The 24,935-nt window shown below is 67.4% G+C and carries 23 protein-coding genes; 10 read left to right on the forward strand and 13 right to left on the reverse strand.

Features of this window, described 5'->3' with window-relative positions; all coding sequences use genetic code 11:
- Nucleotides 1-19: 19 nt before the first annotated feature.
- The 6 genes from uxaC (at nt 20) to EU805_RS07210 (ending at nt 7,251) form a co-directional block, all read left to right on the forward strand.
- Nucleotides 20-1,429, forward strand: a complete 1,410-nt coding sequence (uxaC, locus tag EU805_RS07185) for a glucuronate isomerase (protein ID WP_129763263.1) — start codon at nt 20-22, stop codon at nt 1,427-1,429.
- Nucleotides 1,430-1,460: 31 nt separating this feature from the next.
- Nucleotides 1,461-2,438: a TRAP transporter substrate-binding protein gene (locus EU805_RS07190; RefSeq protein WP_129763264.1), complete on the forward strand. Its 978-nt coding sequence runs from the start codon at nt 1,461-1,463 to the stop codon at nt 2,436-2,438.
- A 66-nt stretch (nt 2,439-2,504) separates the two neighbouring features.
- Nucleotides 2,505-3,023, forward strand: a complete 519-nt coding sequence (locus EU805_RS07195) for a TRAP transporter small permease (protein ID WP_129763265.1) — start codon at nt 2,505-2,507, stop codon at nt 3,021-3,023.
- A gap of 3 nt (nt 3,024-3,026) precedes the next feature.
- Complete coding sequence (locus tag EU805_RS07200; protein ID WP_129763266.1) at nt 3,027-4,307, forward strand: TRAP transporter large permease; 1,281 nt, start codon at nt 3,027-3,029, stop codon at nt 4,305-4,307.
- Nucleotides 4,308-4,315: 8 nt separating this feature from the next.
- Nucleotides 4,316-5,734 carry a mannitol dehydrogenase family protein gene (locus EU805_RS07205; protein ID WP_129763267.1) on the forward strand — a complete coding sequence of 473 codons (1,419 nt, stop codon included), beginning with the start codon at nt 4,316-4,318 and terminating at the stop codon, nt 5,732-5,734.
- The gene (locus EU805_RS07210; protein WP_129763268.1) at nt 5,731-7,251 is read left to right on the forward strand and encodes a UxaA family hydrolase; all 1,521 of its coding nucleotides are present in this window, start codon (nt 5,731-5,733) and stop codon (nt 7,249-7,251) included. The genes EU805_RS07205 and EU805_RS07210 overlap by 4 nt, the downstream gene beginning before the upstream one ends.
- On the opposite strand, the gene EU805_RS07215 is transcribed toward EU805_RS07210, so the two are convergent.
- The 8 genes from EU805_RS07215 to EU805_RS07250 all read right to left on the reverse strand — a co-directional run bounded on the left by EU805_RS07215 (nt 7,244) and on the right by EU805_RS07250 (nt 16,746).
- Nucleotides 7,244-8,485 carry a pectinesterase family protein gene (locus EU805_RS07215; RefSeq protein WP_129763269.1) on the reverse strand — a complete coding sequence of 414 codons (1,242 nt, stop codon included), beginning with the start codon at nt 8,483-8,485 and terminating at the stop codon, nt 7,244-7,246. The two genes, EU805_RS07210 and EU805_RS07215, sit on opposite strands and share 8 nt — an antisense overlap.
- On the reverse strand, nt 8,482-9,582 hold the full coding sequence (locus EU805_RS07220; protein WP_129763270.1) for a glycoside hydrolase family 105 protein: 1,101 nt from the start codon (nt 9,580-9,582) through the stop codon (nt 8,482-8,484). The genes EU805_RS07215 and EU805_RS07220 overlap by 4 nt, the downstream gene beginning before the upstream one ends.
- Nucleotides 9,573-11,090, reverse strand: a complete 1,518-nt coding sequence (locus EU805_RS07225; protein ID WP_129763271.1) for a glycoside hydrolase family 28 protein — start codon at nt 11,088-11,090, stop codon at nt 9,573-9,575. Before EU805_RS07225 ends, EU805_RS07220 begins: the two co-directional genes overlap by 10 nt.
- Before the next feature lie 49 nt (nt 11,091-11,139).
- Nucleotides 11,140-12,405, reverse strand: coding sequence for an ABC transporter substrate-binding protein (locus tag EU805_RS07230; RefSeq protein ID WP_129763272.1), 1,266 nt, complete (start codon nt 12,403-12,405; stop codon nt 11,140-11,142).
- 22 nt (nt 12,406-12,427) lie between these two features.
- Nucleotides 12,428-13,552 carry an ABC transporter ATP-binding protein gene (locus EU805_RS07235; protein WP_129763273.1) on the reverse strand — a complete coding sequence of 375 codons (1,125 nt, stop codon included), beginning with the start codon at nt 13,550-13,552 and terminating at the stop codon, nt 12,428-12,430.
- Nucleotides 13,552-14,400, reverse strand: a complete 849-nt coding sequence (locus EU805_RS07240) for a carbohydrate ABC transporter permease (RefSeq protein ID WP_370318184.1) — start codon at nt 14,398-14,400, stop codon at nt 13,552-13,554. Before EU805_RS07240 ends, EU805_RS07235 begins: the two co-directional genes overlap by 1 nt.
- A gap of 70 nt (nt 14,401-14,470) precedes the next feature.
- Entirely contained in the window at nt 14,471-15,355 is an 885-nt protein-coding gene (locus EU805_RS07245) for a carbohydrate ABC transporter permease (protein WP_129763275.1), read from the reverse strand.
- A complete protein-coding gene (locus tag EU805_RS07250; RefSeq protein WP_129763276.1) occupies nt 15,355-16,746 on the reverse strand; it encodes an alpha-galactosidase in 1,392 nt (463 codons plus the stop codon). The genes EU805_RS07245 and EU805_RS07250 overlap by 1 nt, the downstream gene beginning before the upstream one ends.
- Before the next feature lie 163 nt (nt 16,747-16,909).
- Between EU805_RS07250 and EU805_RS07255 the strand changes: the two genes are divergently transcribed.
- Complete coding sequence (locus tag EU805_RS07255) at nt 16,910-17,779, forward strand: AraC family transcriptional regulator (protein ID WP_129763277.1); 870 nt, start codon at nt 16,910-16,912, stop codon at nt 17,777-17,779.
- Here EU805_RS07255 and kduD read toward each other — a convergent pair.
- The 5 genes from kduD to EU805_RS07280 form a co-directional block, all read right to left on the reverse strand.
- The gene (gene kduD, locus EU805_RS07260) at nt 17,768-18,499 is read right to left on the reverse strand and encodes a 2-dehydro-3-deoxy-D-gluconate 5-dehydrogenase KduD (RefSeq protein ID WP_129763278.1); all 732 of its coding nucleotides are present in this window, start codon (nt 18,497-18,499) and stop codon (nt 17,768-17,770) included. The genes EU805_RS07255 and kduD overlap by 12 nt on opposite strands.
- On the reverse strand, nt 18,496-19,323 hold the full coding sequence (gene kduI / locus EU805_RS07265) for a 5-dehydro-4-deoxy-D-glucuronate isomerase (RefSeq protein WP_129763279.1): 828 nt from the start codon (nt 19,321-19,323) through the stop codon (nt 18,496-18,498). Before kduI ends, kduD begins: the two co-directional genes overlap by 4 nt.
- 16 nt (nt 19,324-19,339) lie before the next feature.
- Nucleotides 19,340-19,660 carry a cupin domain-containing protein gene (locus tag EU805_RS07270; protein WP_129763280.1) on the reverse strand — a complete coding sequence of 107 codons (321 nt, stop codon included), beginning with the start codon at nt 19,658-19,660 and terminating at the stop codon, nt 19,340-19,342.
- A gap of 270 nt (nt 19,661-19,930) precedes the next feature.
- Nucleotides 19,931-20,821: a sugar kinase gene (locus tag EU805_RS07275; RefSeq protein WP_129763281.1), complete on the reverse strand. Its 891-nt coding sequence runs from the start codon at nt 20,819-20,821 to the stop codon at nt 19,931-19,933.
- A gap of 164 nt (nt 20,822-20,985) precedes the next feature.
- The gene (locus EU805_RS07280; protein WP_129763282.1) at nt 20,986-21,705 is read right to left on the reverse strand and encodes a GntR family transcriptional regulator; all 720 of its coding nucleotides are present in this window, start codon (nt 21,703-21,705) and stop codon (nt 20,986-20,988) included.
- Nucleotides 21,706-21,819: 114 nt separating this feature from the next.
- On the opposite strand from EU805_RS07280, the gene EU805_RS07285 reads away from it, so the two are divergent.
- Genes EU805_RS07285 through EU805_RS07295 form a run of 3 tightly spaced genes read left to right on the forward strand, consistent with a single transcriptional unit; the run spans nt 21,820 to nt 24,925 of the window.
- The gene (locus EU805_RS07285; protein ID WP_129763283.1) at nt 21,820-22,863 is read left to right on the forward strand and encodes a Gfo/Idh/MocA family protein; all 1,044 of its coding nucleotides are present in this window, start codon (nt 21,820-21,822) and stop codon (nt 22,861-22,863) included.
- A complete protein-coding gene (locus EU805_RS07290; protein ID WP_129763284.1) occupies nt 22,860-23,864 on the forward strand; it encodes a Gfo/Idh/MocA family protein in 1,005 nt (334 codons plus the stop codon). The genes EU805_RS07285 and EU805_RS07290 overlap by 4 nt, the downstream gene beginning before the upstream one ends.
- Entirely contained in the window at nt 23,861-24,925 is a 1,065-nt protein-coding gene (locus EU805_RS07295; RefSeq protein ID WP_129763285.1) for a Gfo/Idh/MocA family protein, read from the forward strand. The genes EU805_RS07290 and EU805_RS07295 overlap by 4 nt, the downstream gene beginning before the upstream one ends.
- Nucleotides 24,926-24,935 lie beyond the last annotated feature (10 nt).

Here is a 24,935-nt window from a genome sequence, read left to right on the forward strand (position 1 = left end):
AGTGAGGGGGAAATTGCAGATGCCATTGAACGATCCGGATCGCCTGTTCCCCGTGGAGGCATCGGTGCGTGCTGTGGCGCGGGATCTTTACGACGGGATCGCCGATCTGCCGATCCTTTCGCCCCATGGTCACTGCGATCCGCGCTGGTTCGCCGAGGATGCGCGGTTTCCGAACCCGGCCGAACTCTTCGTCGTTCCCGATCATTACGTCTTCCGGATGCTGATCAGTCAAGGCGTGAAGCCTGTGGACCTTGGCGTGCCCCGCATAGACGGCGGAGAGACCGAGTCCGATCCGCGGCTCATCTGGCGGCGCTTCGCGGAACGTTATCACCTGTTCCGCGGCACGCCTTCGTCGATGTGGCTGGATCACTCGTTCGAGCACGTCTTCGGCCTGACCGAGGTGCTCTCTGCCGAGACGGCGGATGACTATTACGATCATATCGACGCCAAGCTGGCCGAAGAGGATTTCCGCCCCCGTGCCCTGTTCGAACGGTTCAAGATCGAGGTCCTCTCGACCACCGAAAGCGCGCTGGACGACCTCAAGTGGCACCGCCAGATCCGCGAGAGCGGCTGGAAGGGCCGGGTCATCACGACCTACCGCCCCGACGCGGTGGTCGATCCCGAGTTCGGAGGTTTCGCAGACAACCTCGACACACTGGGCGATCTGACGGGCGAGGATTGCGGCACCTGGAAAGGCTATTTGGCCGCCCACCGCGCGCGGCGGGCCTATTTCAAGGAGGTCGGCGGCGCCACGGCGTCCGATCACGGGCATCCGACGGCCCGGACGGAAAACCTCGATCCCGCGGACGCCGGGACCCTCTTCGACATTGTCCGCAGCGGTGATGCGACGCCGGAGCAGGCCGACGCCTTCCGCGGGCAGATGCTGACCGAAATGGCCCGCATGAGCCTGGACGACGGGCTGACGCTGCAGATCCACGCAGGCTCTCGCCGCAACCACAACGCGACCGTCTTCGCGCAGCACGGGCGCGACAAGGGGTTCGACATTCCCGGCCGCACCGACTGGGTGGGCGGGCTGAAGCCGCTTCTAGACGCCGTCGGGATGGAACCCGACCTGACCGTGATCCCCTTCACGCTGGACGAGACGACCTACGGGCGCGAACTGGCGCCCATGGCCGGGGCCTATCCGGTGCTGAAGCTGGGACCGCCGTGGTGGTTCTTCGACAGCTTCGAAGGCATCACCCGGTTCCGCGAAGCCACGACCGAAACCGCCGGTTTCTACAACACCGCCGGTTTCAACGACGACACACGGGCGTTCTGCTCGATCCCCGCACGGCACGACGTCGCGCGGCGGTCGGACTGCGCCTATCTGGCCCGGTTGGTCGCCACCGGACGGCTGCGCAAGGAGGACGCGCATCACGTCGCCAGGGACCTGACCTACGACTTGGCCAAGACCGCATACGGGCTGTGATCCGCAGCCCGGTATCTCAGGGAGGAGAACCATGAAGACCCTTACCGCAACCTTGCTCGCCACCGTCGCCTTTTCGGGCGCCGCGATGGCCCAATCGTGCGAGATCACGCTGCGCGCGTCCGACACCCACCCCGAAGGCTACCCCACGGTCGCCGCGGTGGAGCACATGGGCGAGATGCTCACCGAACGCTCCGACGGGCGCATCTGCGTCGAGATGTTCCACTCCGCCCAGCTGGGCGAGGAAAAGGACACGATCGAGCAGACCCAGCTGGGCGTGATCGACCTCAACCGCGTCTCGCTCGGGCCGTTCAACAACATCATCGAGGCCACCAAGGTCTTCACGCTGCCCTACATCTTCCGCTCGACCGAGCACATGCACCAGATCGTCGACGGCGAGATCGGCCAGGAGATCCTGGACGAGTTCGAGAACCACCAGCTGGTCGGGCTGACCTACTACGATTCCGGCTCGCGCAGTTTCTACAACAGCCAGAAGCCCATCGAATCCATCGACGACATCGCGGGCATGAAGTTCCGCGTGATGCAGTCGGACGTCTTCGTGGACATGGTCGACGCGCTTGGCGGAAACGCGACACCCCTGCCCTACGGCGAGGTCTATTCCTCGATCCAGACCGGCGTCATCGACGGGGCCGAGAACAACTGGCCGTCCTTCGATTCCTCCGGTCATTACGAGGTCGCGCCCTACTACACTCTCGACCAGCATCTGATCGTGCCGGAGGTGCTGGTGATGAGCCAGCAGTCCTGGAACAACCTGTCGGAAGAGGACCAGCAGCTGATCCGCGAGGCCGCCCGGGAATCCACGCCCTACATGCGCGAACTCTGGACCGCGCGCGAGCAGGAGTCCGAAGAGGCGATCCGTGCCGCGGGTGTCGAGATCGTCACCGATATCGACAAGCAGCCGTTCATCGACGCGATGGGCCCGGTCTACGAAAAGCACGTGACCACCGAAGAGCTGCAGTCTCTGGTCGACCGTATCCAGGCGACCGAGTAATCGCCTCCCGCGCCGCCCCCATCCCGGGGCGGCGCCCTCCTCCCCCTCATTCCTGACTGGACCGCCATGCGCGACGGCATCCTTCGCCTCTCGGCCGTGATTTCCCGGCTGTGCACCTTCATCCTTTGGGGCGCGGCCTTCGGGCTTGTCCTGATGACCGCGCTGATCGGCTACCAGGTCTGGGGCCGTTTCGTGATGAACAACACCCCCACCTGGACCGAGACGACCTCGGTCCTGCTGATGGGTTGGTTCATCTTCCTCGGCGCCGCGATCGGCATCCGCGAGGGCAACCACCTCAGCTTCGACGTGGCGCTGTTCTTCATGCCGGATCGCGCCAAGCAGGTCTGTCACACGATCTCGGATCTGGTGGTGATCGCCTTCGGGGCGGGCATGCTCTGGTACGGCTGGACGCTGGCGCAGACGACCTGGAGTTCCACGATCCCCAACCTCGGCATCACCGGTGCGACCGCCTTCATGTCGCTGATCTTCGGAGGCGGCTTGATGGTGCTTTTATCCGTCGAACGCCTGCTGCGCCGGGCGGTCGGCGAACGTACCGCCCGGTTCGGCGAAGAGCTCGAGGATTAGACCATGGAACTTTGGATTCTCTTCGGCACCTTCAGCCTGCTCTTGCTGATCGGAACGCCCGTCGCCTTCTGCCTCGGCGCGTCGAGCTTCGCCACCGTCCTCTACATCGGCCTGCCGCCGGTCGTCGTCTTCCAGCGGCTCAATTCCGGCATCTCCGTCTTCGCGCTCATGGCGATCCCCTTCTTCATTTACGCGGGCGAGCTGATGGTCCGCGGCGATATCGCCCGGCGGCTGGTGGCCCTGGCCGGGGCGGCGGTGGGCCATCTGCGCGGCGGATTGGGTCAGGTGAACATCACCGCCTCCGTCCTCTTCGGCGGCATCTCTGGCTCGGCGGCGGCCGACACCTCTGCCATCGGCGGGCTGATGATCCCCCAGATGGCCGAACGGGGCTACGGGCGGGACTACGCGGTCAACATCACCGTGACCTCCTCCATCATCGCGCTGATGCTGCCGCCGTCGCACAACCTCATCATCTATTCCCTCTCGGCGGGGGGCCGGATTTCGATCGCGGATCTCTTCACCGCCGGGATCCTGCCGGGGATCATCCTGGCCGGGTCGCTGATGGTGGCGGCCTGGATCGTGGCCCGCCGCCGCGATTACCCGACCGAACCCTTCCCCGGTGCCCGTGCGGCGCTGTGGCTGCTGGTCAATGCCTTCCCGGGCCTGCTGCTGGTGGCGATCATCTTCGGTGGGGTGCGCTCTGGCGTGTTCACCGCGTCGGAATCCTCGTGCATCGCCGTGATCTACGCCATCGCGGTGACGCTGCTCGTCTACCGGTCACTGCCCTGGACCGAGTTCGTCTCGGCCACCATGCACGCGGTGCGGACCTCGTCGATGGTGCTTCTGGTGATCGGCTCGGCCGCGGCCTTCGGCTGGCTGCTGGCCTACCTGCGGGTGCCCGCGGATCTGGTGAACTGGCTGCAGGGGGTGTCCGACAACCCGATCGTGATCCTGCTGCTGCTGAACCTGATCCTGCTGCTTCTGGGCACCTTCATGGACATGTCGCCGTTGATCGTGATCACGACGCCGATCTTTTTGCCCGTGGCGCAGGCCTACGGCGTGGACCCGGTGCACTTCGGCATCATCCTGATCCTGAACCTCGGCATCGGGCTGTGCACACCGCCCGTGGGGGCCGTGCTCTTCGTGGGCTGTGCGGTGGGCAAGATCCAGATCGGCGACGTCCTGCGTTCGATCTGGCCTTTCTACATCGCGGCCTTCATGACGCTGATGCTCGTCACCTATATCCCGGCGCTGTCCCTGTGGCTGCCCGCCCTGTTCCGCTGAAAGACGCCATGACCGACCGACTGACCCGAACCACCCCGAAACCGAAGGCCGGCATCGTCCATTTGGGACCGGGTGCCTTCTTTCGCGCCTTCAACGCCGTTTACACCGACGAGGCGATGGCAAAGGCAGGCGGCGACTGGGGCATCCTGGCCGTCAGCCTGCGCAGCCCGGACGCCCGCGACCAGCTGGCCCCCCAGGACGGTGCCTACACCGCCGTCACACTGGGCCCCGAGGGGCGCGAGGCGCAGGTCGTGGGATCGATCACGGGGTGCCTCGTCGCCCCCGAAGACCCCGGCGCCGTGCTGGAGGCGATGGCCGACCCCGCGATCCGCATCGTGTCCCTGACGATCACCGAGAAGGGCTATTGCCACAACCCCGCCACGGGCAAGCTGATGCGCGATCACCCCGACATCGTGCACGACCTCGAACATCCGGAGGCGCCACGATCCGCCCCCGGCTTCCTGACCGCCGCCCTGGCCCGTCGCCGTGCCGCGGGCCACCCGCCCTTCACGGTGCTGAGCTGCGACAACCTGCCTTCGAACGGCGCGCTGGCCAAGCAGGTCGTGCTCGATTTCGCCCGGGCGCGCGACGAGGACCTGGCCGAGTGGATCGCTAACGAGGTCCGCTTCCCCGCGACCATGGTCGACCGTATCACGCCCGCCACAACCGAAGCCGACATCGCCGCCCTCGAAAAGGCGGCAGGCTACAGCGATCCCGCCATGGTCGCCGCCGAGCCGTTTCGCCAATGGGTCATCGAGGACAGCTTCGCCCAAGGTCGCCCCGCCTGGGACGAGGTCGGCGTCCAGATGGTCGCGGACGTGGAAGCGCACGAGCTGATGAAGCTGCGCTGCCTGAACGGTACCCATTCGACGCTGGCCTACCTGGGATACCTCGCAGGGTACGAGACCATCGCCGAGACCGTGGCCGATCCCGATTTCGCAGCACTTTGCCGAAAGATGTGGGATGAGGAGATCATTCCCACCCTGCCCCGCCCGGAAGGCGAGGACCTCGCGCGGTACACCGCGGCGCTGCTGGAGCGCTACCGCAACCCCGGCATTCGGCACCGGACCTGGCAGATCGCCATGGACGGCAGCCAGAAGCTGCCGCAGCGGATGCTGGGCACCGTGGCCGACTGCCTTGACCGAGGCACGGTGCCCGAAGGGCTGTGCCTCGCCGTGGCCGGCTGGATCCGCTACGTCTCCGGCACGGACGAGGCTGGGACGCCCATCGACGTGCGCGACCCGATGGCCGACCGTCTGCGCGTGGCGGCGACCTCCGCCGATCCGGTGGACGCGGTGCTGGCGCTGGACGCGGTCTTTCCGGTGAAACTCGCACGTGATGCCCGGTTCCGCGATGCGGTGGCGTCAGCCCACGACAGGCTGATGCGCGACGGTGCCGCGCGCACGGTGCAAGCCTACGTCCGATGACCTGCGTCGTCCTGCATCCCGACGACGATGTGGCGATGCTGACCGCGCAGGCGCAGGAAGGCGACAGGCCGCTCGCGGTGGGAGAGCCCTTGGCCCGCCGCCTTCAGGCGGGCCACAAGCTGGCACGGCACGCAATCTCAAAAGGCCAGCCGATCCGCAAGTTCGGCCAGGTCATCGGCCTCGCCACCGCCGACATCGCGGCCGGGGCGCATGTCCACACCCACAACTGCGGCATGGGCGGGCACGACGACAGCTACAGCATCGGCGCGGACCTAAGCGCCGCCCGCGCCGCGATCCCGGACTCCCCGCCGCGCACCTTCGAGGGCTACCTGCGCCCCGATGGGCGGGTCGGCACGCGCAACATGATCGCGCTCGTCTCGACCGTGAACTGCTCGGCCACGGTGATCCGGCAAGCCGTGCGCGCGATCGAACGCGCCGGGTTACTCGACGATTACCCGACCGTCGACGGTATCGTGGGCGTCACCCATGGCACCGGCTGCGGCATGGCCGCCGAAGGACCGGGTTGGGAGAACCTGCAGCGCACGCTCTGGGGGACCGCCACCCATCCCAACGTCGCCGCGGCGATCTTCGTGGGCCTGGGCTGCGAGGTCATGCAGATCGCGCGCCTGCGTGCGGCCTTCGGGGGCGACGGCTCCGACCGGATCCACGGCTTGACGATCCAGGACAGCGGCGGGACGGCCGCGACCGTCGCCGCGATCACCGCCCGCGTGGCGGAGATGCTGCCGGATCTTGCCCGGGTGCAGCGCACGCCGCAACCGCTCTCGGCCCTGACCGTGGGGCTGCAATGCGGGGGATCGGACGGCTACTCCGGCATCACCGCCAACCCCGCGCTGGGCGTAGCCTCCGACCTGATCGTGGGCCAGGGCGGCACCGTGATCCTCTCGGAGACGCCCGAGATCTACGGCGCCGAGCAATTGCTTCTGCGCCGGGCCGCCTCTCCGCAGGTGGCCGAGGCGCTCATCGCGCGGCTCGATTGGTGGACGGCCTACGCCGAGATGCACGGCGGCACGATGGACAACAACCCCTCGCCCGGGAACAAGGCCGGCGGGCTCACGACGATCCTCGAGAAATCGCTGGGCGCGGTGGCGAAGGCGGGCTCCACCCCGCTCAACGGTGTCTTGGCCTACGGCCAGCAGGTGACCGACCGGGGGCTGGTTTTCATGGATACGCCCGGCTTCGACCCGGTCTCGGCCACGGGCCAGATCGCGGGGGGCGCGCAACTGATCGTCTTCACCACCGGGCGCGGTTCGGCCTTCGGATCGAAACCCGCGCCCACCCTGAAGCTCGCCACGAACGACCGGCTGTTCGCGCAGATGGAAGGGGACATGGACCTCAACTGCGGCGACATCGTCTCGCAGGGCGTGTCGCTGCAGGACAAGGGGGCCGAGATCCTGGACCTGATCGTCCGGACCGCCTCGGGCCGCGCCTCCAAGAGCGAGGCACTGGGGCTGGGCGATCACGAATTCCTGCCCTGGCAGATCGGGGCGGTCATGTAAGGCGTCCAACCCGGTCGCAGGACAGTTCCACCAACCAGGGGTCGGCACTTCGGGGCAGGTTCACATCGTGCCGGTCCAGCCACTGGCCGAGGACTGCGCGCATCGCGGCGCGGTCGCGCTGGACGGGGCGATGACGCGCCGAGGACGTATCGTTCCACGGCGCCCATGGATCGGTCGCGACATGATCCCCGATGACACAGCGCTGCACGCGGCACTTGCCCACGGATTCCAGCGTCGCACGACTGATCGTGCCCTGACCCGACACCTCTGCCGGCACGCAGTCTAGGTCGCGTCTGTAAGGGGAAGTCCGCACCCCCTCGAACCACTGCCGTGCCAGGTGGGCCTGCCCGGTGCCAAGCCGGCCGTCCTGCACGAAGCGACAGCCGTCGAAGACGAACCCGAAGGGCGTCGCGATATTTGTGGCCGGGGCCGCGACCCAGGTCGAGGCGCCGCGCGCCCCGCGCGAGACGATGGTGCATCCGTCGAAGACCGCGGTGGCCTGTCCGAAGATGAAATCCACATCCCCCGCGATCCGGCAGTCCGACAGGTAGCTCCGCGCGGTCGAAAACGGTGCGGGGTGCTGAAGGTAAAGCGTATCCTGGAACGAGATCAGGCCGACCCGGTCGAGGTGCAGCCGGTCCGCCCCCGCCCCATGAAGCGCCACGGCCTGGTGCTGTCCTCGGGCGAACCGCCCCGCTGCATCGCGCGGGGCCCCCGGCGGGGCAGCGCTGGCACGATCGCAGGGATAGGTGTTCTCGATCTCGAGGCCACGCAGGGTGACGCCGTCGGCCTCGATCCGCACCACGCCGGAGTTGTGGGTGGTGATGGTCCGGCGCGCGCAGATCGCCTCGAAGATCTTGCGCACGCACTCCGGGGAGGTCGCGAAGCGGTGGGCAAAGCGACGTCGATACTCCTCCCCCGGCATCTCGGCGTCGATGTTCGCCGTGATCCGCACGCCTTTATCCGCCGTGATGGTCAGGTTCGCCGCCTCTCGCGGCAGGATGACAGGCCCCTCGCCTTCCCCGGCGGTCAGGTGCAGATGTCGTGTCTTGCCCGCGGCGATCGCCCGGTCGATGGCGTCCTGAAGGCGCTCGGGATGCAGCACCTTGTCCGGCGGTGGCGGGGGGGCCGCGTCCCACGGCGCCCATGGATCCATCCGTTCGGCCCCCGCGGGTCCGGTCCGGCACAGGACCGTGGCCCGGTCGACCAATTCCGGACGCGGCGCCGCCGTCATTCCCCCGCGGCCACCCGGCCCAGCGGCACGGCGGCGGCGCGGTGCCCTTCCGCGACCGCCATCATCAGCGGACCCACGCCCTTGGCGTCGTCGGCGACGCGCGCTTCGGTCAGGTAATACTCCGCGCTGCCGTCCCGGAACCGGCCCTCGAAAGGACCGAGGCCCGCCACCTCGCAGATCTCGACCATGCGGGTGCCCGCGCCTTCGCCCTGCAGTACGGTCGCGGTCAGCGTGTCCAGAAGCGAGGCCGTTTCCCCCTGCCACAAGTCCAGTCGCGTGGCCTTGCAAAGGGCGTAGACGATCATCGCGGAGGCAGAGGATTCCACGTAGTTCCCCTCCAGATCGGGGCGGTCGATGACCTGCAGCCACAGCCCCCCGGGGGCACGCAAGCTGTCGAGCCGCGCAAGAAGCGCCCGCGTGTCGGCTTGCAAGGGCGCGAACCGGACGGGCCCCACCAATTCGGCGATATCGACAAGGGCCATGGCGAGCCATCCCAACGCGCGCGACCAATGCGCCGGCGAATGTCCCGTATGGGGATCGGCCCAGGGCTGCTTGCGCGCCTCGTCGACGGCATGAGCATGCAGACCGGTTCCGGGCACGTATGTCATCTCGAGCGCGGTGGCGACCTGTGTCAGCGCGTCCGCAATTAGCGCCTCCTGCCCCGTGCGCAGACCGTACCCGATCTGGAAAGGCGCCCCCATGTAGAGCCCGTCCAGCCACACCTGCCAAGGATAGCGCAGCTTGTGCCAGTAGACGCCGCTTCTGGTACGCGGATGCGTCTCGAGCTGATCGGCCAACCTGTGCGCGGCGTTCAACCACAGCGGATCCCCGTCGATCCGGTCGAGGTACAAGAGCGCGCGACCCGACAGGATGTTGTCGATGTTGTAGGCGCTGGGATCGAACTCCGCCAGGCGGCCATCGGCGCTCACCTGTGCCCGGACGAGCCGTTCGAGATGCGCGCGCCAGCGGTCGTCGCCGGTTGCATCGTGCAGACATTCGAGACCGCGGTAGATGCAGCCGTCCTCGTAGCACCACGCCCCGCCCTTGTAGGCACGGTGGTCGCGGGCGTAGGCGTCGAAATAGGCGGTCAGGTCCATGCGGGCTCCGTCGGTTCGTCTGAATGGGTTTGGATCCGCCCGGCGATCTGCGCGTGTTCGGCGAAGAGCGGCACGGCGGCCATCGGCGCGACGCCGAGTGCCATCAGCGGCACCTCGGCCACCGCATCCGCCGCGAAGGCGATCTCGACGCGATCCAGCGTCACCCCGGTGATAGGCGCCTCGGGCAGACCGAGTGCGGCCACACCGGCGGAGATCGCCCCGGTCGCCACGATATCGCCGAGCGTGATGTCTGACAGCCGTGGCGTGCCCGTGTCCAGCGGTGCAGGGGCGCGAGACTGGACCGCGTCGGATTTGCCGTCGGGGTCGCAGAAATAGAAGGCGTTCAGGGCGACGGGGGTCGCGACGTCGGTCATCCGGACGCGCTCCACCCGGATCCGCGCGATCTGTCCGCCGCGCCCGCGTCGCGTCTTGATCCGCAGGCCCCGGTCGGTGCCGACAAAGTCGCAATCGCGGATATGGACGTCGGTGATGTCGCCGGACATTTCCGAGCCCAGCACCACGGCGCCGTGGCCACGCGCCATGCGGCAATGCGCGATCGTCAGCTCGCGCGTCGGGGACAGGTGGTCCTCCGCGCCGTCCTGGCCACGCTTGCCGGATTTCACCGCGATGCAGTCGTCCCCCACCGAGAAATCGAGTCCCACCAGACGCGCGCCGATACAGCATTCGGGATTCAGCCCGTCGGTATTTGGGCTGTCGGGGGGATTGCGGATCGTCAGGGCCGCCGCCACCAGCCGGTCGCAGCGATAGGGATGGACGGTCCAGGACGGCGCGTTGCAGATCGTAAGCCCGGTGATCTGCACGTCGTCGCTATGCGCCAGGAACAGGGCGCGCGGGCGACGGGCCCCCTCGCGCGTGCCCTTTGGCCAGCTCCACCAGTCGCCCCGGTCGCCGCCCGCGTCCAGCGTGCCGCGTCCGGTCAACGTGAGCCCGTGGCAGTCCACGCCGGTCAGAGGAGAGGCAAAACACCGCTCCGGCAGACCCTCCCAGGTTCCCAGCACCCGGCCCTCCGCGTCGCGCGCGGGCAGGATCGGCCAGCCCTCCTGCCGGCCATGGGCCGCGAGGGTGCACCCTTCGGGCAGCCAAACCGTGATCTGCGGACGCAGCCTGACCGATCCGAAGGCGATGCGTCCCACGGGCAAGGCCAGCACGCCGCCATTCGGGACGGCGGCGATAGCCGCGTCCAAGGCCGCGGTATTGTCCGCGCGGTCGGGGTCCACGCCGTGATCCGCGGCAGATAAAAACGCCGTGCAAGGTGCCGTACGGAAACGGATTTCGCCGATCCCGGTAATCAGGACATGATCCGTATCAGGGTCCAGCCCCTCGACGAAAAGTGGGGCGACCTCGGCCAGGCCCGACTGAAGCGACCGGCCATGCGCATCCTCGATCCGCCAGGGCAAGGATCGCGAAAGGGCGAACCGCGTGTCGCCAGGCGTCAGCAGGAAGGTGGCCGAAATCGCGGAGACCGCGACGAGCGAAAGGTCGGACATGGCAATACCCCATGAGGGGGGCCGACCGGTCAGGCCGGCCCCGGTTCGATCAGCTGTCGAAGTTGTCGGCCAGCACGTCCTCGATGCCGTAGAGGATCTCGTCGGCTGCCTGGGCCGCGTCGATCTGCCCGTAAGCGAAGGCTTCGAGGTTGTCCTCCATGGCCGAGCGCACGTCCGGATGCTCCATGAAGGGGTGGATCGCGGGCCCTTCGGCGGCCATCACCTTGGACTGGGCATCGGCCTGCTCGGGCGCGATGGCGTCAGCGTCCTGCAGGAGCGACAGGGCGGCCTGAGAGGCCGGGACGCCCCGGGCGGAGCCCATCGCTTCGACCCCTTCGGGCTCGTTCAGCAGGCAGTTCAGCACCTCGGCCGCAGCTTCGGGGTTGTCGGAGTTCTTCGAGATCGAGAACACCATGGAAGCCTTGCGATAGACCCCCGGGGTCTGCTGGCCGTCGAGTTCGAGCAGGCCCACGTATTCGATCTCTTCGCCCTCGCCCAGGGGATCGGAGATCTTGAAGTAGGTGGAATCCCACTGGTAGGTTCCCGCGATCTCGCCGTTCGTCCACTTGGGGTTCTCGTGCAGCGCCTGCACACCCGAGGCGAGCTGGTCGCGCCAGGGCAGGATCACGTGGTTGTCCACGAGGGTCTGGTAGAACGAAATCGCGTCGGTCATCTCCTCGACGGTCCAGTTGACCTCGTTCGTCTGCGCGTCGATCAACGGCTTGCCGGTTTTCTGCGTGCCGTAGAGTGTCACGATCATCGCAGCGTCGAGGCCGATCGCTTCCATCGGGTAGTATTCCTCGCCCAGGGTCTCGGCGAAGACGGGACCGGCGGCGATCAGGTCGTCCCAGGTCTGCGGCAGGTCCAGCCCAGCGTCGGCCCAGGTGGTTGTGTTGAAGACGAAGAGCCGTCCGGTGGTCGAAACCGGCAGCCCGTTCAGCGCGCCGTTGACCGTGCCCGACACGATCTGGTCCTCGGACCACTGGCTCAGATCGATGATGTCGGACATCTGCGACAGGTCCGCGAAGCCGTCACCGTTCTGCGAGAAGATCGGCAGCCAGGGCCAATTGATCTGCATGATGTCGGCTTCGGTCCCGCCCGCGATCTGGGTGGCGACCTTCTCGAAGTGGCCCGACCAGCCGGTGAACTCGGGCTGGATCGTGTGACCGTGCTTTTCGCCGCAGGCGGTCAGCGCGGCCTGCGTGGCCTCGTGGCGGCTGTCGCCACCCCACCACGACATCCGCAAATCCGCGGCATTGGCGGTGCCTGCAAGGGCGGTCGTTGCGAGCGCGAGGCTCAGGATACGTTTGGTCATCGTCTTGTTCCTCCTTTGACGATCAGTGATCTTTGGCAAGCGAGACGTTCTCGCCGGTGTCGGCGTCGAAAAGATGGATCCGCGCCGCGTAGGGCCGCAGCCCGATCAGGTCCCCGCGCGCGATCCGGCGCGTGAGGTCGGTCGTCTGCACCACGGCGACGAGCACCGCCTCCCCCAGGCGCGCATGGACGTTGATCTCGTGGCCCATGAACTCCACGTTCACGACCTCGGCGTCGAAGGCCCCGGGGCTGCCCGCATCGACGAGGCTCATGTGCTGTGGCCGGATGCCCAGGGTGACGGCGCCATCCTCGACGTTCAGGCGGTGCGCAAGGCCCTCCGGGACCTCCACCGTCTGGCCGCCGGCCGTGAGGCGCAGGCCCGCGTCGCGGGTCAAAACCGCCGGCACGAGGTTCATCTCGGGCATGCCGATGAAGCCGCCGACGAAGGCGTTGGCGGGCCGGTCGTAGAGCGTGCGCGGATCGGCGACCTGCATGATGTGCCCGTCCTTCATCACGCAGATCCGGTCGCCCATGGTCATCGCCTCGACCTGGTCGTGGGTGACGTAGACGACCGTGGCGGGCCGCCCCTCGTCGCGCAGGCGCTTGTGCAGGTCGGTGATCCGCACCCGCATCGAGGCGCGCAGCTTGGCGTCGAGGTTCGACAGCGGCTCGTCGAAGAGGAACACCTCGGGCTGCTTGATGAGCGCGCGCCCCAGCGCCACCCGCTGTGCCTGACCGCCCGAAAGCTGCTTGGGCAGCCGTTCGAGCAACTCGTCGATCTCCAGGATCCCCGAGACGTCGCTCGTCGCGCTTTCGATCTGCTCCTTGGGCTGGCGCTTCAGCTTCAGCCCGAAGGACAGGTTCCGGCGCACCTTCATGTGCGGGTAGAGCGCGTAGTTCTGGAACACCATCGCGATGCCGCGCTTGCCGGGCACGAGGTCGTTCACGACGTTCTCGCCGATGCGGACTTCGCCGCCGGTGATCGTCTCGAGCCCCGCGATCATGCGCAAGGTGGTCGACTTGGCACAGCCCGACGGGCCCACGAGCACCATGAACTCGCCTTCCTTCACCTTCAGGTCGATCCCGTGGACCGCCTTGAAGCCGTTGCCGTATTTCTTTTCGAGCGATTTGAGTTGAAGTTCGGCCATCAGCCTTTGACCCCTCCGGTGGAAATGCCCTCGATGAACGATTTCTGGGCGAGGAAGAACACGACGAGGGACGGGATCAGCGCCAGCACCGTCATCGACAGGATCGCGTTCCAGTTAAAGGCTTCGGTCGCGTCGATCGACAGCTTCAGCGCGATCGAGACCGGGTATTTCTCGACCGACGAGATGTAGATCAGCGGGCCCAGGAAGTCGTTCATCGTCCACATGAACTGGAACAGGCAGACCGAGATGATCGCGGGCATCAGGATCGGCACCACGATGAAGATCAGCGTCTGTGCCGTATTGGCCCCGTCGACGCGCGCGGCTTCCTCCATCTCGCGCGGGATGGCACGCAGGAACTGGATCACCATGAAGACGAAGAAGGCATCCCCCGCCACCCAGCTTGGCACGAAGAGCGGCAGGTAGGTGTCGAGCCATCCCAGTTCGCGAAACAGCAGGTATTGCGGAATGCGCGTGACCACGTCCGGAAGCAGAAGCGTCGCGATCAGGATCGAGAAAAGGATCTTCTTGCCCGGAAATTCGAAGCGCGCGAAGCCGTAGGCGACCAGCGTGCAGGAGATCGCCGTGCCGATCACCTTCGGGATCACGATATACATCGAGTTGAGGAAGAAATGCCCGAAGTTGTAGGGGGTCGAGGTCTCCCACCCTTCGCGGAACCCGTCCAGCGTCGGCCGCGCGGGCCAGAACCAGGCCGAGGAGAAGATCTCGGAGTTGGTTTTGAACGCCGCCCCCACAAGCCAGAGCAGCGGATAGATCATGATGAAGCCCACCAGGATCAGCAGCGAGTAGCGCACGAAGGCGTTGATCCGGTTGCGACGGCGCAGCTTCAGTTCCAGCGGCGTCGGCGGCGTGCGCTCGGCCCGGGATTGATCGGGAAGGTCGGACAGCGTCACCATGCGCTCAGCTCCTCTTGTCGCCGGCGTAGTAGACCCACTTCTTCGAGGACCAGAAGGCCACGAGGGTCAGCGCCATGATGATCACGAAAAGCACCCAGGCGATCGCCGAGGCATAGCCCATGTCGAAGCTCTTGAAGGCCTCGTCGTAGATGTAGAGCGGCAACAGGTAGGTGGACTTGAGCGGCCCGCCCTGGGTGATGATGTAAGGGCCGTTGAACTCCTGGAAGGCCTGCACGGTCTGCATGATCAGGTTGAAGAAGATGACCGGCGTGATCAGCGGCAGCGTGATGTTGCGAAAGATCTGCCAGGGCCCCGCGCCGTCGATGGAGGCGGCTTCGTAGAGCGTCTTGTCCACCGACTGGAGGGCCGCGAGGAAGATCACCATGGCCGATCCGAACTGCCAGCAGCGCAGCAGCGTGATGGTGAAGAGCGCGTTGCCCGGATCGCCGAACCAGTTGACCGGCTCGCCACCCAGCCCGGTGATGATCATGTTCACCAGACCTTCCTGCGCGAAGATGTACCGCCACAGGACCGCGATCGCGACCGAACCGCCAAGGATCGAGGGCACGTAGTAGGCCGTGCGGAACAGGCCGATCCCGCGCAGGCGGTAGTTCAGCACCACCGCGATGAAGAGCGCGAAGGCCAGCTTCAGCGGCACCGTCAGCGCGACATAGGTCAGCGTCACGCTCAGCGACTTGGAGAAGGTCCGGTCGCGGGTGAAGAGCTTCTCGTAGTTCTCGAGCCCGACCCATTCGGGCGTCGACAGAAGGTCGTAGTCCGTAAAGCTGAGATAGAAGCTGGTCACGAAGGGAAACGCGGTGAACAGCGCGAAGCCCAGGATGTAGGGGGTGACGTACCACAGGCCGAGGTATTTGCTGTCGCCTCCCATTACGCGGCTCCCTTGAGCGTCTCGGGCAGCCAGGTGGCGGTCGCGGCGACCATCTCGTCGAACATCGTACGGGCGCGGTCCCGGTCCAGATCCGCCACCAGCGGGTCGGCGTGAAACAGCGGAAAGAGTGCGGCGCGGTCCCCGGCCAGGATCGCGTGCAGCAGATCGGTCTGGCGCGTGGCGTGGGCGGCGGTGATCGTGGCCAGTTCGTCCGGCAAGCGCCCCGCCTGCACCGCCTGCACGCCAAGCTCCGAGAAGATCGCATTGGTCTCGACCACGGCCCCCAACGGCAGGTTCTCCACCTGGCCCGTGTTCGGAAGATTGACATTGGACAGATGCGCCTCGTCGCCCATCAGTGCCGCGATCTGGTCGATCAAGGCCTCGTCGGAGCGTCTGGCGAAAGGTTCCGCGCTCCCGCTCGCCAGCGCATCCGCCTTCGCGGCCTTGGCCGCGCGGTCGCGGACACGGTACTCCACCGGGGTCAGCGCGAAGTCCCAGGCTTCGGGATCGTGCAGGTAAAGGCCTGCGGGCAAGAATTCCACGAGGTGCCGGTCGCCCGCCGCCGCGGCGATGCCGAAGCGGCGGGTCAGGTCGAACTTCACGCGGCTGCGGTCCTCGAAGTAGCGCGCGTGTTCGTCGGCGGGGTCAGAGGGCGTCGCGGCCCAGCCCGTTTCGCGGAACTCTTCGACGAAGGCCCGGTATGCGGGCATCATGTCCTTACCGTCCAGGGCGATCCGGTCGACGAAGGTGAAATGGTTGATCCCGAGCACGTTCACCGAAACGTTTCGGTGCGAGGCCACGTTCTCGCCCGCGGCGCGGTTGGCGATCCAGGCGACCTGCTTGCGCAGCTTGGTCACCTCGTGACATTCGCCCCAGGCGCGGATGCCAGGAAACGCCGCATGAAGAGCGCCCGTCAACACGCTCATGGGGTTGGTCAGATTGCAGACGTAGGCCTTCGGCGCATGCTCTGCGATGGCGGTGCCGATCTCGGCCAGCATCGGGACCGCGCGCATCGCACGCACGAACCCGCCCGGCCCGACCGTGTCGCCCACGGCCTGGGGGATCCCGTACCGGGCCGGGATGCCGATGTCCTGGCCCATGTCCCCGAACCCGCCGGGCAGGATCGAGACCACGACGATATCCGCGCCCTCCAGCGCCTGGCCCAGGGTCTCGGCCACGGTGTAGCTGGCAGGACGCCCCTTGGAGACGTCGGCAAAGCGGGCCCCCATGGCGGCATTGCGGCGCGCGGCCTCCACGTCGAGATCAAAGAGCCGGACCTCGGCGGCCAGGCGGTCGTCCGCGGCCAGATCCGCCATCAGTCCCGGCGCCCAGTTCAAGGAGCCGCCGCCGATGTAGGCGATCCGAACGGGTCGATAGTCCGATTTCGTCATGCTAAACGGTGTCCGTTCCCACGCACCGGCAACTTCGGCGCGATTTCACGGATCACTCCTCCCCTTTTTTGACACCCGGACCTGAAATCCAGGGCGAAATCCTCCTGTTGATGACATTAATAGCCGTGGACGCGGGCCGGAATGACGCCTATGACACAATCTGATGGACGAAATCGAACATTTCCCGCTGAACTTGCTGCCGCCCTCGGCCCTACAACTCCGGCTTGCGCGTGCCGCGATCCAGATGGTGCATGGCAAAAGCTGGCGGATCGACAAACTGAACCCGGTGCACGATCTGGTCATTCCGCTTTCGGGATGCGGCCACTACCGGATCGGTGAGACGCAGATCACCCTCGCCCCGGGGGAGGCGATGCTGATCCCCGCCTTCCAGAGGTTTCACGGACGACACGGCGGCGGGGACGAGACCTACACCGGTATCGCGCAGCATTTCTCGCTCGATCTGTTCGGCAAGGGGGACCTGATCAGCCAGATGCGTCTGCGGCAAAAGGTGACGCTGTCGCGGTGGGACCTGCTTGAACCGCTCGTCCGCCTTTATCGCGAAACCGCACCGCAAGGCGCGACCACCCTGCCACAGCACCATCAGTTCATGGTCATCCTCCTGGCCTTCCTGCAGGATGCCTTCCTCGACTGGGGCAGCATGGACGCGGCGGTGCCGAAACAGGACCAGCTGTCGCTGCACATCATGTTCGTGACCTCGCGCCTCTCCGCGGATCCCCTGGGCCGGGGCATCGAGGAAGCCCTGGAAAGCGTGCCCTACAACCCCGACTACTTCCGCCGCGCATTCTCGGAGAAGATCGGCATGACGCCGCAGAAGTTCCGCGACCTCAAGCGGATGGAATTCGCGATCTCGCGTCTGGATGCGGGGCTGTCGGTCAAGCAGGTCGCGGCGGAGCTGGGCTATTCCGACCCCTATTTCTTCAGCCGGATCTTCAAGCGCCACATCGGTGCCCCGCCATCGAGTTATCACCCCCGCGCGGGGGCGGCGGTCGGGGAGGAGGGGTCAGCGGGCTAGCCAGCCGCCGTCGACGTTCAGGACCGCGCCGGTGACGTAGTTCGCCGCCGGGGTGCACAGGAAGGTCACCGCCCCCGCGATGTCGGCCGGATCGCCCCAGCGGCCCGCCGGGATCCGCTCGAGGATCGCGCGCGACCGCTCGGGGTCGTCGCGCAGCGCCGCGGTGTTGGCGGTGGCGATGTAGCCCGGGGCCACCGCGTTCACGTTGATCCCCTGCCCCGCCCATTCGTTGGCGAGGATCTTCGTCAGCCCCGCCACCCCGTGCTTGGAGGCGGTATAGGCCGGCACCCGGATGCCGCCCTGGAACGACAGGAGCGAGGCGATGTTCACGATCCGCCCGGACCGGCCCTGCGCGATCGCCGCCCGCCCGAAGGCCTGGCACAAGAGGAACACCGCCTTGAGGTTGACGTCCATCACGTCGTCCCAGTCGGCTTCGGAATATTCCACGCTGTCGGCGCGGCGGATGAGGCCCGCGTTGTTCACGAGGATGTCGAGATCGCCCGGCAGGGCCCCCGCCGCGGCGACCGGATCGGCGAGGTCGAGGATCAGCTCCTCTGCGCTGTCGCCTATCATCTCAATCGTCTGCGCGCAGGACCGGCGGCCGGCGGCGACGACATGCGCGCCCGCCTCGGCCAGCCCCACGGCGATCGCCTGACCGATGCCCGTGTTGGCCCCCGTGACCAGCGCGCGCTTGCCGCGCAGGCTGAACGGGCCGCTCATGCGAGGTCTTCCATCGCGATCATGTCCATGTCGGTGAAATCGACGTTGTCGCCCGCCATGGCCCAGCAGAAGGTGTAGCTCGCCGTGCCGGCGCCCGAGTGGATCGACCAGGGCGGAGAGATCACCGCCTCCTCGTTGGCCATCACGATGTGCCGCGTCTGGTCCGGCTCCCCCATGAAGTGGAAGACCCGCGCCGCCTCGGGCAGCTCGAAGTAGAGGTAGGCCTCCATCCGGCGGTCGTGCCGGTGGGCCGGCATCGTGTTCCAGATCGAGCCGTCGGCGAACTGCGTGTAGCCCATCAGAAGCTGGCAGGACTCGCAGACCTCCGGGTGCAGGAACTGGATGATCGTGCGCTCGTTGGCCTGCTCGCGGCTGCCCATCTCGACCCGGCGCGCCTCCGAGAGCTTGATGAGCCGGGTCGGACAGGCGCGGTGCGCGGGCGCCGAGAGGACGTAGAACCGCCCCGCCCCGGAAAAGGTGATCGGCCCCGATCCCATCCCGACGTAGAGCACCTCGCCCCGCTCCAGCGTGTAGCTCTCGCCGCCGACCTCGACCGTGCCGGTCTCGCCGATGTTCAGGATCCCCGCCTCGCGCCGGTCGAGAAAGCCCGGCGTGCCGGTCTCGGCCACGGTGTCCAGCGTCAGCCGGCCCGTGCCGGGCACGGCGGAGCCCAGGATCAGGCGGTCGTAGTGCGAATAGACCAGTTTGATCTCGCCTTCCGCGAAGAGGCCCGCGACGTGAAAATGGTCGCGCAGCCCTTGGGTGTCGAGCGTTTTGGTCGTCGCGGGATCGATGGCGTAGCGGGTCTGGGCGGAAATGCTCATGGGATCGGGCCTTTGTTTAAAGAAAATCGTCGCGGCGCGGGGTGAAGGTGTCGATCAGCTCCCCCGGCTCGAGGCAGACACAGCCGTGCCGCGCGCCCGAGGGGATGACGAAGCTGTCGCCGGGGCCCACCTCGAACGCCTCGCCCGCAATGGTGAAGCGAAAGCGGCCCTCGCGGACGTAGGTCGACTGGACGTGCGGATGATCGTGCAACTTGCCTTCCGCACCGCGCTCGAAGGCAAAGGAGACCACCATTAGATCCGCCGCCTCGCTCAAAACCCGCCGCGTCACACCCGCATCGGGATGCGCCACGGGATAAGTCCGCAGGTAGTCGGTCATGACATTGCCCCCTCCGCACGATCCGGGGGCGCCCGGCGCACCCGTCCTCTGAAGCAACTTTGCATGTAACATACTAGTATTCAAGTCTCGCCGCGTCGAAACCTTTGCTTGGGAATCTGCGCCGGGATGCGACTTGCTGTAAGCGATGCAATGCCTCGGTTTCGGTGCAGGAATTGCAAGGGGATACCATTGCCGATGCACCACCGAACCGGGCTGCGGGCTGACCCCAGACCGCCGCAGTGGATCAGGTTGCATTGTCCGGTGGCGTGGCTAGCGCACCAAGGCGCCCGGTGCGCCGATCACGCGCCCTGCGACCGTGGCGGCCTGCGCCATCGCCTGGCCCAGGTCCGCGCCGGTCAGTCGCGCGGCAAGAAAGGCGCCCGCGAAGGAATCACCCGCAGCGGTCGTATCGACGACCGCCTCCACCGGCGCGACCGGGATCTCGACCGGGTCGCCGCCGTCCCAGCCCAGCATCGGCGAAGGCCCGTTCTTGACCACCACGGTCCGCGCCCCGGCGCCTGCGTAGCGGGCAATCGTGGCCGCGGGGTCCGCGTCACCGAAGAGCGCCTCTTCCTCGTCGAAGCTGGGCAGGACGATATCGGAGACGCCCGCCGCCGCCGTCATGGCCGCGCGAGTCGCCGCCTCGCTTTCCCAAAGCCGCGGGCGGACGTTGGTGTCGAAGGAAACGCCGAGACCTTGCCGCCGCGCCGCACCGAGGGCGTCCAGGAAGCGCGCGCGGGCGTCGGGGGCGAGGATTGCCAGTGTGATGCCCGAGACATGGACGTGATCCGCCTGGCTCAACACGCCCTCGAGCCAATCCGCGTCATCGGCCAACAGCCGGGCCGCCGATTGCCCGCGCCAGTAGGCAAAGCTGCGTTCGCCCTCCGCGAGGGAGATCATGTATAGCCCGACGGTCCGCCCGGGCACCCGCCGCAGCATCCGGGTCGAGATCCCCTCGCCTTCGATGAAGGCGGTCATCTCCTCGGAGATCGCATCCTCGCCGATGCAACTGGCGTAACCGACCTGCCAATCGTCCGGCAGCGCCCGGCGGGCATACCAGGCCGCGTTGAACGTATCGCCAGCGAAGCCACGCGCGTAGCGGCCCGGACCGGTTTCGGCCAGTTCCACCATGCATTCGCCGATGCAGATCAATGTCTTCACGAATCTCCCCCTCCCCTTTGGCGCGAGGATGCCTGTCATCCCGCAACGTATTCGTGCGCGTCGTTCTAGGCCGGAACGAAAGCCTGCACAAACCCAAGGCGCGTCGATGTCGCCCCGCCGTCCCCGGGCCGCCCGTCCTGCCGTCACGGGCCGCCTGGTTCCTTTCACTCCGTCGGGTCGAAATAGTCCCGATTGGCCTGCGCGAGGTTCGACAGCGTCCCCAGCACGTGCCGCAAGTGGTCCCGTATCCGCGCCACGGCACTGTCCGTTCGTCCCTCGGCGATGTCGCGGGCAAGGCTTTCGTGCTCATCCAGCAGCCGCGCACGGTGGTCGACATCCGCCAAGGAGAGAACCCGCAGCCGGTCAAGGAGAGCCTTCTCGCGGATCAGGACGGCGCCGATGCGATCGAAGCCCGTCGCCTCGGCCAGGATCGCGTGAAAGCGATCGTCCTGCGCCTGGAAATGCGTCGGCTCATCGCGGTCCAGGGCCTCTCGCTGCTCCGACATGGCCTCCTCGAGCGCGACCCGCGACGCCTCTGGCAGCCCGTCTGCACAAAGCCGTTCCACGATCCCGACCTCGAGGGTTTCGCGCAGGAACTGCGCGCCGCGGATCCGGGGCACCGACAGGCGCGTGACGACCGTGCCGCGGCTGGGAAAGGTCTCGATCAGGCCGTCGTCGCGCAACTGGGCGAAGGCCTCGCGCACCGGCGTGCGGCTTGCGCCGAACATCTGTCCGACCTCCGCCTCGGAGATGCGCTGTCCCGGGGCCAACTGCATCGACAGGATCAAGGTCCTGAGCGCCCCCGCGATCTGGTCGTGGGCAGGGCGGGACAGATCGAGCGCCGGGACCTCGGGCAACCTCGCAGGCTCCGGCATGTCGGTCATCTGTCATCCCCGGACACGGTCTTGTAACGACGCCGGTATACCGGCATGCAGAGCGCTTGACAACCGATCCGACCCCTGCGCTATTCGGCGCGCACGAAAGGGAGGCCCGATCGCATGACCCACCAGAAAACCGCCGCGCTGATCGGGGCCGGCATGGTCGCGCGGACGCACGTCGCCGCCATTGCCGACAGCAAGATCGTGCGGCTCGCCACGATCTGTGCCCGCAGCCCTGACCGGGCGCAGGCCCTGTCCGAAGAGGCCACCCAGAAGACCGGTGCACCCGTGGCATTCTCCGCCGACCTGGGCGCCGTCGCGGCCGATCCGGACATCGACTTCGCCATCGTCCTGACCCCGCCCAACGCGCGGGCCGAGATCATCGGACCGCTGGCGCGCGCGGGCAAACACATCCTGCTGGAAAAGCCCGTCGCCCGCACCTCCGAAGAAGCACGCGAGGTCGTGGACCTGTGCCGCGACGCCGGTGTCACGCTGGGGGTCGTGTTCCAGCACCGGATGCGCGCGGCCTCGCAGGCCGCCGCCGCACGGATCCGCAACGACGATCTCGGCGCGCTGGGACTGGTGGAGATCACCGTGCCCTGGTGGCGGGAGCAGGCCTATTATGATGAACCCGGACGCGGCAGCTACGCCCGTGACGGCGGCGGCGTCCTGATCAGCCAGGCGATCCACACCATCGACCTCGCGCTCAGCCTTGCGGGTCCCGTCACGTCCGTCAGCGCCATGGCGGCGACGACCCGGTTCCACACGCTCGAGGCGGAGGATTTCGTGACCGCCGGCCTGCGGTTCGCCAACGGCGCCGTGGGGTCCATGGTCGCGAGCACCGCGAGCTTCCCGGGGGCCGCGGAAACCATCACGCTCCATTTCGAGCGGGCGAGCCTGCATCTGGCTTCCGGCGTGCTTACCACGAGCTGGCGCGACGGCCGGGTCGAGACCGACGGCGCCGCGGGCGGCACCGGTGGTGGCGCGGACCCGATGGCCTTCACCCACGAATGGCATCAATCGGTGATCGAGGATTTCGCCGCGGCGCTCGCCGAGGGTCGCCCGCCGATCGTCACCGGAGAGGCCGCCCTGCGCGCCCACGACCTCATCGACGCCTGCCTTTCCTCCGCCCGCACCGGCACCCCACAGGAGATCCCGCAATGAGTTTGCGTTTCGCCGCCATCGGCATCGACCACCGCCATGTCTACGGCATGGCCGCCAACCTCATCGACGCCGGTGCGCAGTTCGCCGGCTGGTGGACCGAAGGCCACCCCAACACCGAGGACGGCTTCGTCGAGCGTTTCCCCGATGTCCCGCGCGTGGCCGATGCCCAGGCGCTGCTGGACGACCCCGGGATCGACCTAATCGTCCTGTCCGGCATCCCGCGCGACCGGGCCGAATGGGCGATCCGCGCGATGCAGGCGGGCAAGGACGTGCTGTCCGACAAGCCCGGCTGCACCACGCGCGACCAGCTCGACGCGGTGCGCGCCTGCGTGGCCGAAACGGGGCGGATCTGGTCGATCGATTTCTCCGAACGCTTCGAGGTTCCCGCCGTCACCCGCGCCGCCGAGCTTGTGGCCGAGGGTGCGATCGGGCGCGTCGTGCAGACGCTCGGCATCGGCCCGCATCGGCTGAACCGGGGAACCCGGCCCGACTGGTTCTTCGACCGGGAGGCCTACGGCGGGATCCTGACGGACATCGCCAGCCACCAGATCGACCAGTTCCTGTACTTCACCGGCTCCACCGAGGCCGAGATCACGCTGGCGACCGTGGCGAACTACGCCAACCCGGACGACCCCGGTCTGCAGGATTTCGGCGAGATCGCCCTGCGCTCGCCCCAGGGGCACGGCTACATCCGCGTCGACTGGTACACGCCCGATGCGCTGCCGAACTGGGGCGACGGGCGGCTGACGATCCTCGGCACCGACGGCTACATCGAACTGCGCAAATACGTCGACGTCGGGCTGGAAGGGACCGATCACGTGATCCTGGTGAATGGCGAGGTCTGCGAACACACGACCGCCGCCGACGCGGGCCTGCCGTTCTTCGCGCGCCTCATCGCGGATATCGAGAACCGGACCGAGACGGCGATGACCCAGGACCACGCCTTCCTCGTCTGCGACCTCGCACTTCGGGCGCAGGCCATGGCGGAGGCGCGCGCGTGATCCGCGCGGCCATCGTCGGCGCGGGCATCGGGGCCGAGCACCTGGCGGGCTACCGCGCCCTGCCCGCCCGCTTCGCTGTGAAGACCTTCTGCGACCTCGACACCGCCCGCGCGCGTTCCGTCACCGGCGGCGATCCCGGGATCGCGATCACCGGCAGCCTCGACGCGGTGCTGGAGGATCCCGACATCGACCTCGTCGACGTCTGCCTGCCGCCCCTGCTACACGCCGACGTTACGATCAAGGCGCTGGAGGCGGGCAAGCACGTCATCTGCGAAAAGCCCATCGGCCGCTCCCTGGCGGAGGTCGACCGGATGCAGACCGCCGCCGATGCCGCCGGGCGGCAGGTCTTCCCGGTGTTCCAGTACCGTTACGGGCGCGCGATGGCACAGCTCGACGCGCTGATCGCGGCGGACCTTGCAGGCAAGGCCTTCGTGGCCAGCCTCGAAACCCATTGGTCGCGCGACGCGGCTTACTACGCGGTGCCCTGGCGCGGCACCTGGGCCGGAGAGTCGGGGGGCGCCTTGCTGGGTCATGCGATCCACGCGCATGACCTTCTGTGCCACGTGCTTGGCCCCGTGGCCGAAGTGACGGGCTTCGCCGACACCCGCGTGAACGCCATCGAGACCGAGGATTGCGCCGCCATCGCCTACCGCATGCAAAGCGGCGCGCTGGCGACCTCCTCCGTCACGCTGGGCGCGGGCGACGACACCTCTCGGCTGCGTTTCTGCTTCGAGGGGTTCACCGCGGAAAGCGGCACGCTGCCTTATGCTCCCGCGCAGGGCGACTGGCGGTTCACCGCCCGCACCAAGGACCTGCAGACGAAGATCGACGCCGTTCTGGCGGGGGTGGAGGCAGGCCATGCGGGATTCGCGGGCTACCTCGACGCCGTGGCCGACACGCTCGAAGGAGGGCCTTCCAAATCGGTCACGCTGGCGCAGGGCCGCCGCTCGATCGAGCTGGTCACGGCGCTCTATCACTCGGTCCGCTCGGGCGGGCCCGTGGAACTGCCCCTCGGGCCCCGGTCAGCGCTATACAACGGATGGACACCCGGCCTAGGGTAGCCGCACAAGG

Source organism: Salipiger sp. IMCC34102 (assembly GCF_004145405.1).
Lineage (GTDB): Bacteria > Pseudomonadota > Alphaproteobacteria > Rhodobacterales > Rhodobacteraceae > Loktanella.

Coding starts and splice junctions, on each gene's coding strand:
- uxaC (WP_129763263.1), top strand. CDS start 20: ATGCCATTGAACGATCCGGATCGCCTGTTCCCCGTGGAGGCATCGGTG.
- EU805_RS07190 (WP_129763264.1), top strand. CDS start 1,461: ATGAAGACCCTTACCGCAACCTTGCTCGCCACCGTCGCCTTTTCGGGC.
- EU805_RS07195 (WP_129763265.1), top strand. CDS start 2,505: ATGCGCGACGGCATCCTTCGCCTCTCGGCCGTGATTTCCCGGCTGTGC.
- EU805_RS07200 (WP_129763266.1), top strand. CDS start 3,027: ATGGAACTTTGGATTCTCTTCGGCACCTTCAGCCTGCTCTTGCTGATC.
- EU805_RS07205 (WP_129763267.1), top strand. CDS start 4,316: ATGACCGACCGACTGACCCGAACCACCCCGAAACCGAAGGCCGGCATC.
- EU805_RS07210 (WP_129763268.1), top strand. CDS start 5,731: ATGACCTGCGTCGTCCTGCATCCCGACGACGATGTGGCGATGCTGACC.
- EU805_RS07215 (WP_129763269.1), bottom strand. CDS start 8,485: ATGACGGCGGCGCCGCGTCCGGAATTGGTCGACCGGGCCACGGTCCTG.
- EU805_RS07220 (WP_129763270.1), bottom strand. CDS start 9,582: ATGGACCTGACCGCCTATTTCGACGCCTACGCCCGCGACCACCGTGCC.
- EU805_RS07225 (WP_129763271.1), bottom strand. CDS start 11,090: ATGTCCGACCTTTCGCTCGTCGCGGTCTCCGCGATTTCGGCCACCTTC.
- EU805_RS07230 (WP_129763272.1), bottom strand. CDS start 12,405: ATGACCAAACGTATCCTGAGCCTCGCGCTCGCAACGACCGCCCTTGCA.
- EU805_RS07235 (WP_129763273.1), bottom strand. CDS start 13,552: ATGGCCGAACTTCAACTCAAATCGCTCGAAAAGAAATACGGCAACGGC.
- EU805_RS07245 (WP_129763275.1), bottom strand. CDS start 15,355: ATGGGAGGCGACAGCAAATACCTCGGCCTGTGGTACGTCACCCCCTAC.
- EU805_RS07250 (WP_129763276.1), bottom strand. CDS start 16,746: ATGACGAAATCGGACTATCGACCCGTTCGGATCGCCTACATCGGCGGC.
- EU805_RS07255 (WP_129763277.1), top strand. CDS start 16,910: ATGGACGAAATCGAACATTTCCCGCTGAACTTGCTGCCGCCCTCGGCC.
- kduD (WP_129763278.1), bottom strand. CDS start 18,499: ATGAGCGGCCCGTTCAGCCTGCGCGGCAAGCGCGCGCTGGTCACGGGG.
- kduI (WP_129763279.1), bottom strand. CDS start 19,323: ATGAGCATTTCCGCCCAGACCCGCTACGCCATCGATCCCGCGACGACC.
- EU805_RS07270 (WP_129763280.1), bottom strand. CDS start 19,660: ATGACCGACTACCTGCGGACTTATCCCGTGGCGCATCCCGATGCGGGT.
- EU805_RS07280 (WP_129763282.1), bottom strand. CDS start 21,705: ATGACCGACATGCCGGAGCCTGCGAGGTTGCCCGAGGTCCCGGCGCTC.
- EU805_RS07285 (WP_129763283.1), top strand. CDS start 21,820: ATGACCCACCAGAAAACCGCCGCGCTGATCGGGGCCGGCATGGTCGCG.
- EU805_RS07290 (WP_129763284.1), top strand. CDS start 22,860: ATGAGTTTGCGTTTCGCCGCCATCGGCATCGACCACCGCCATGTCTAC.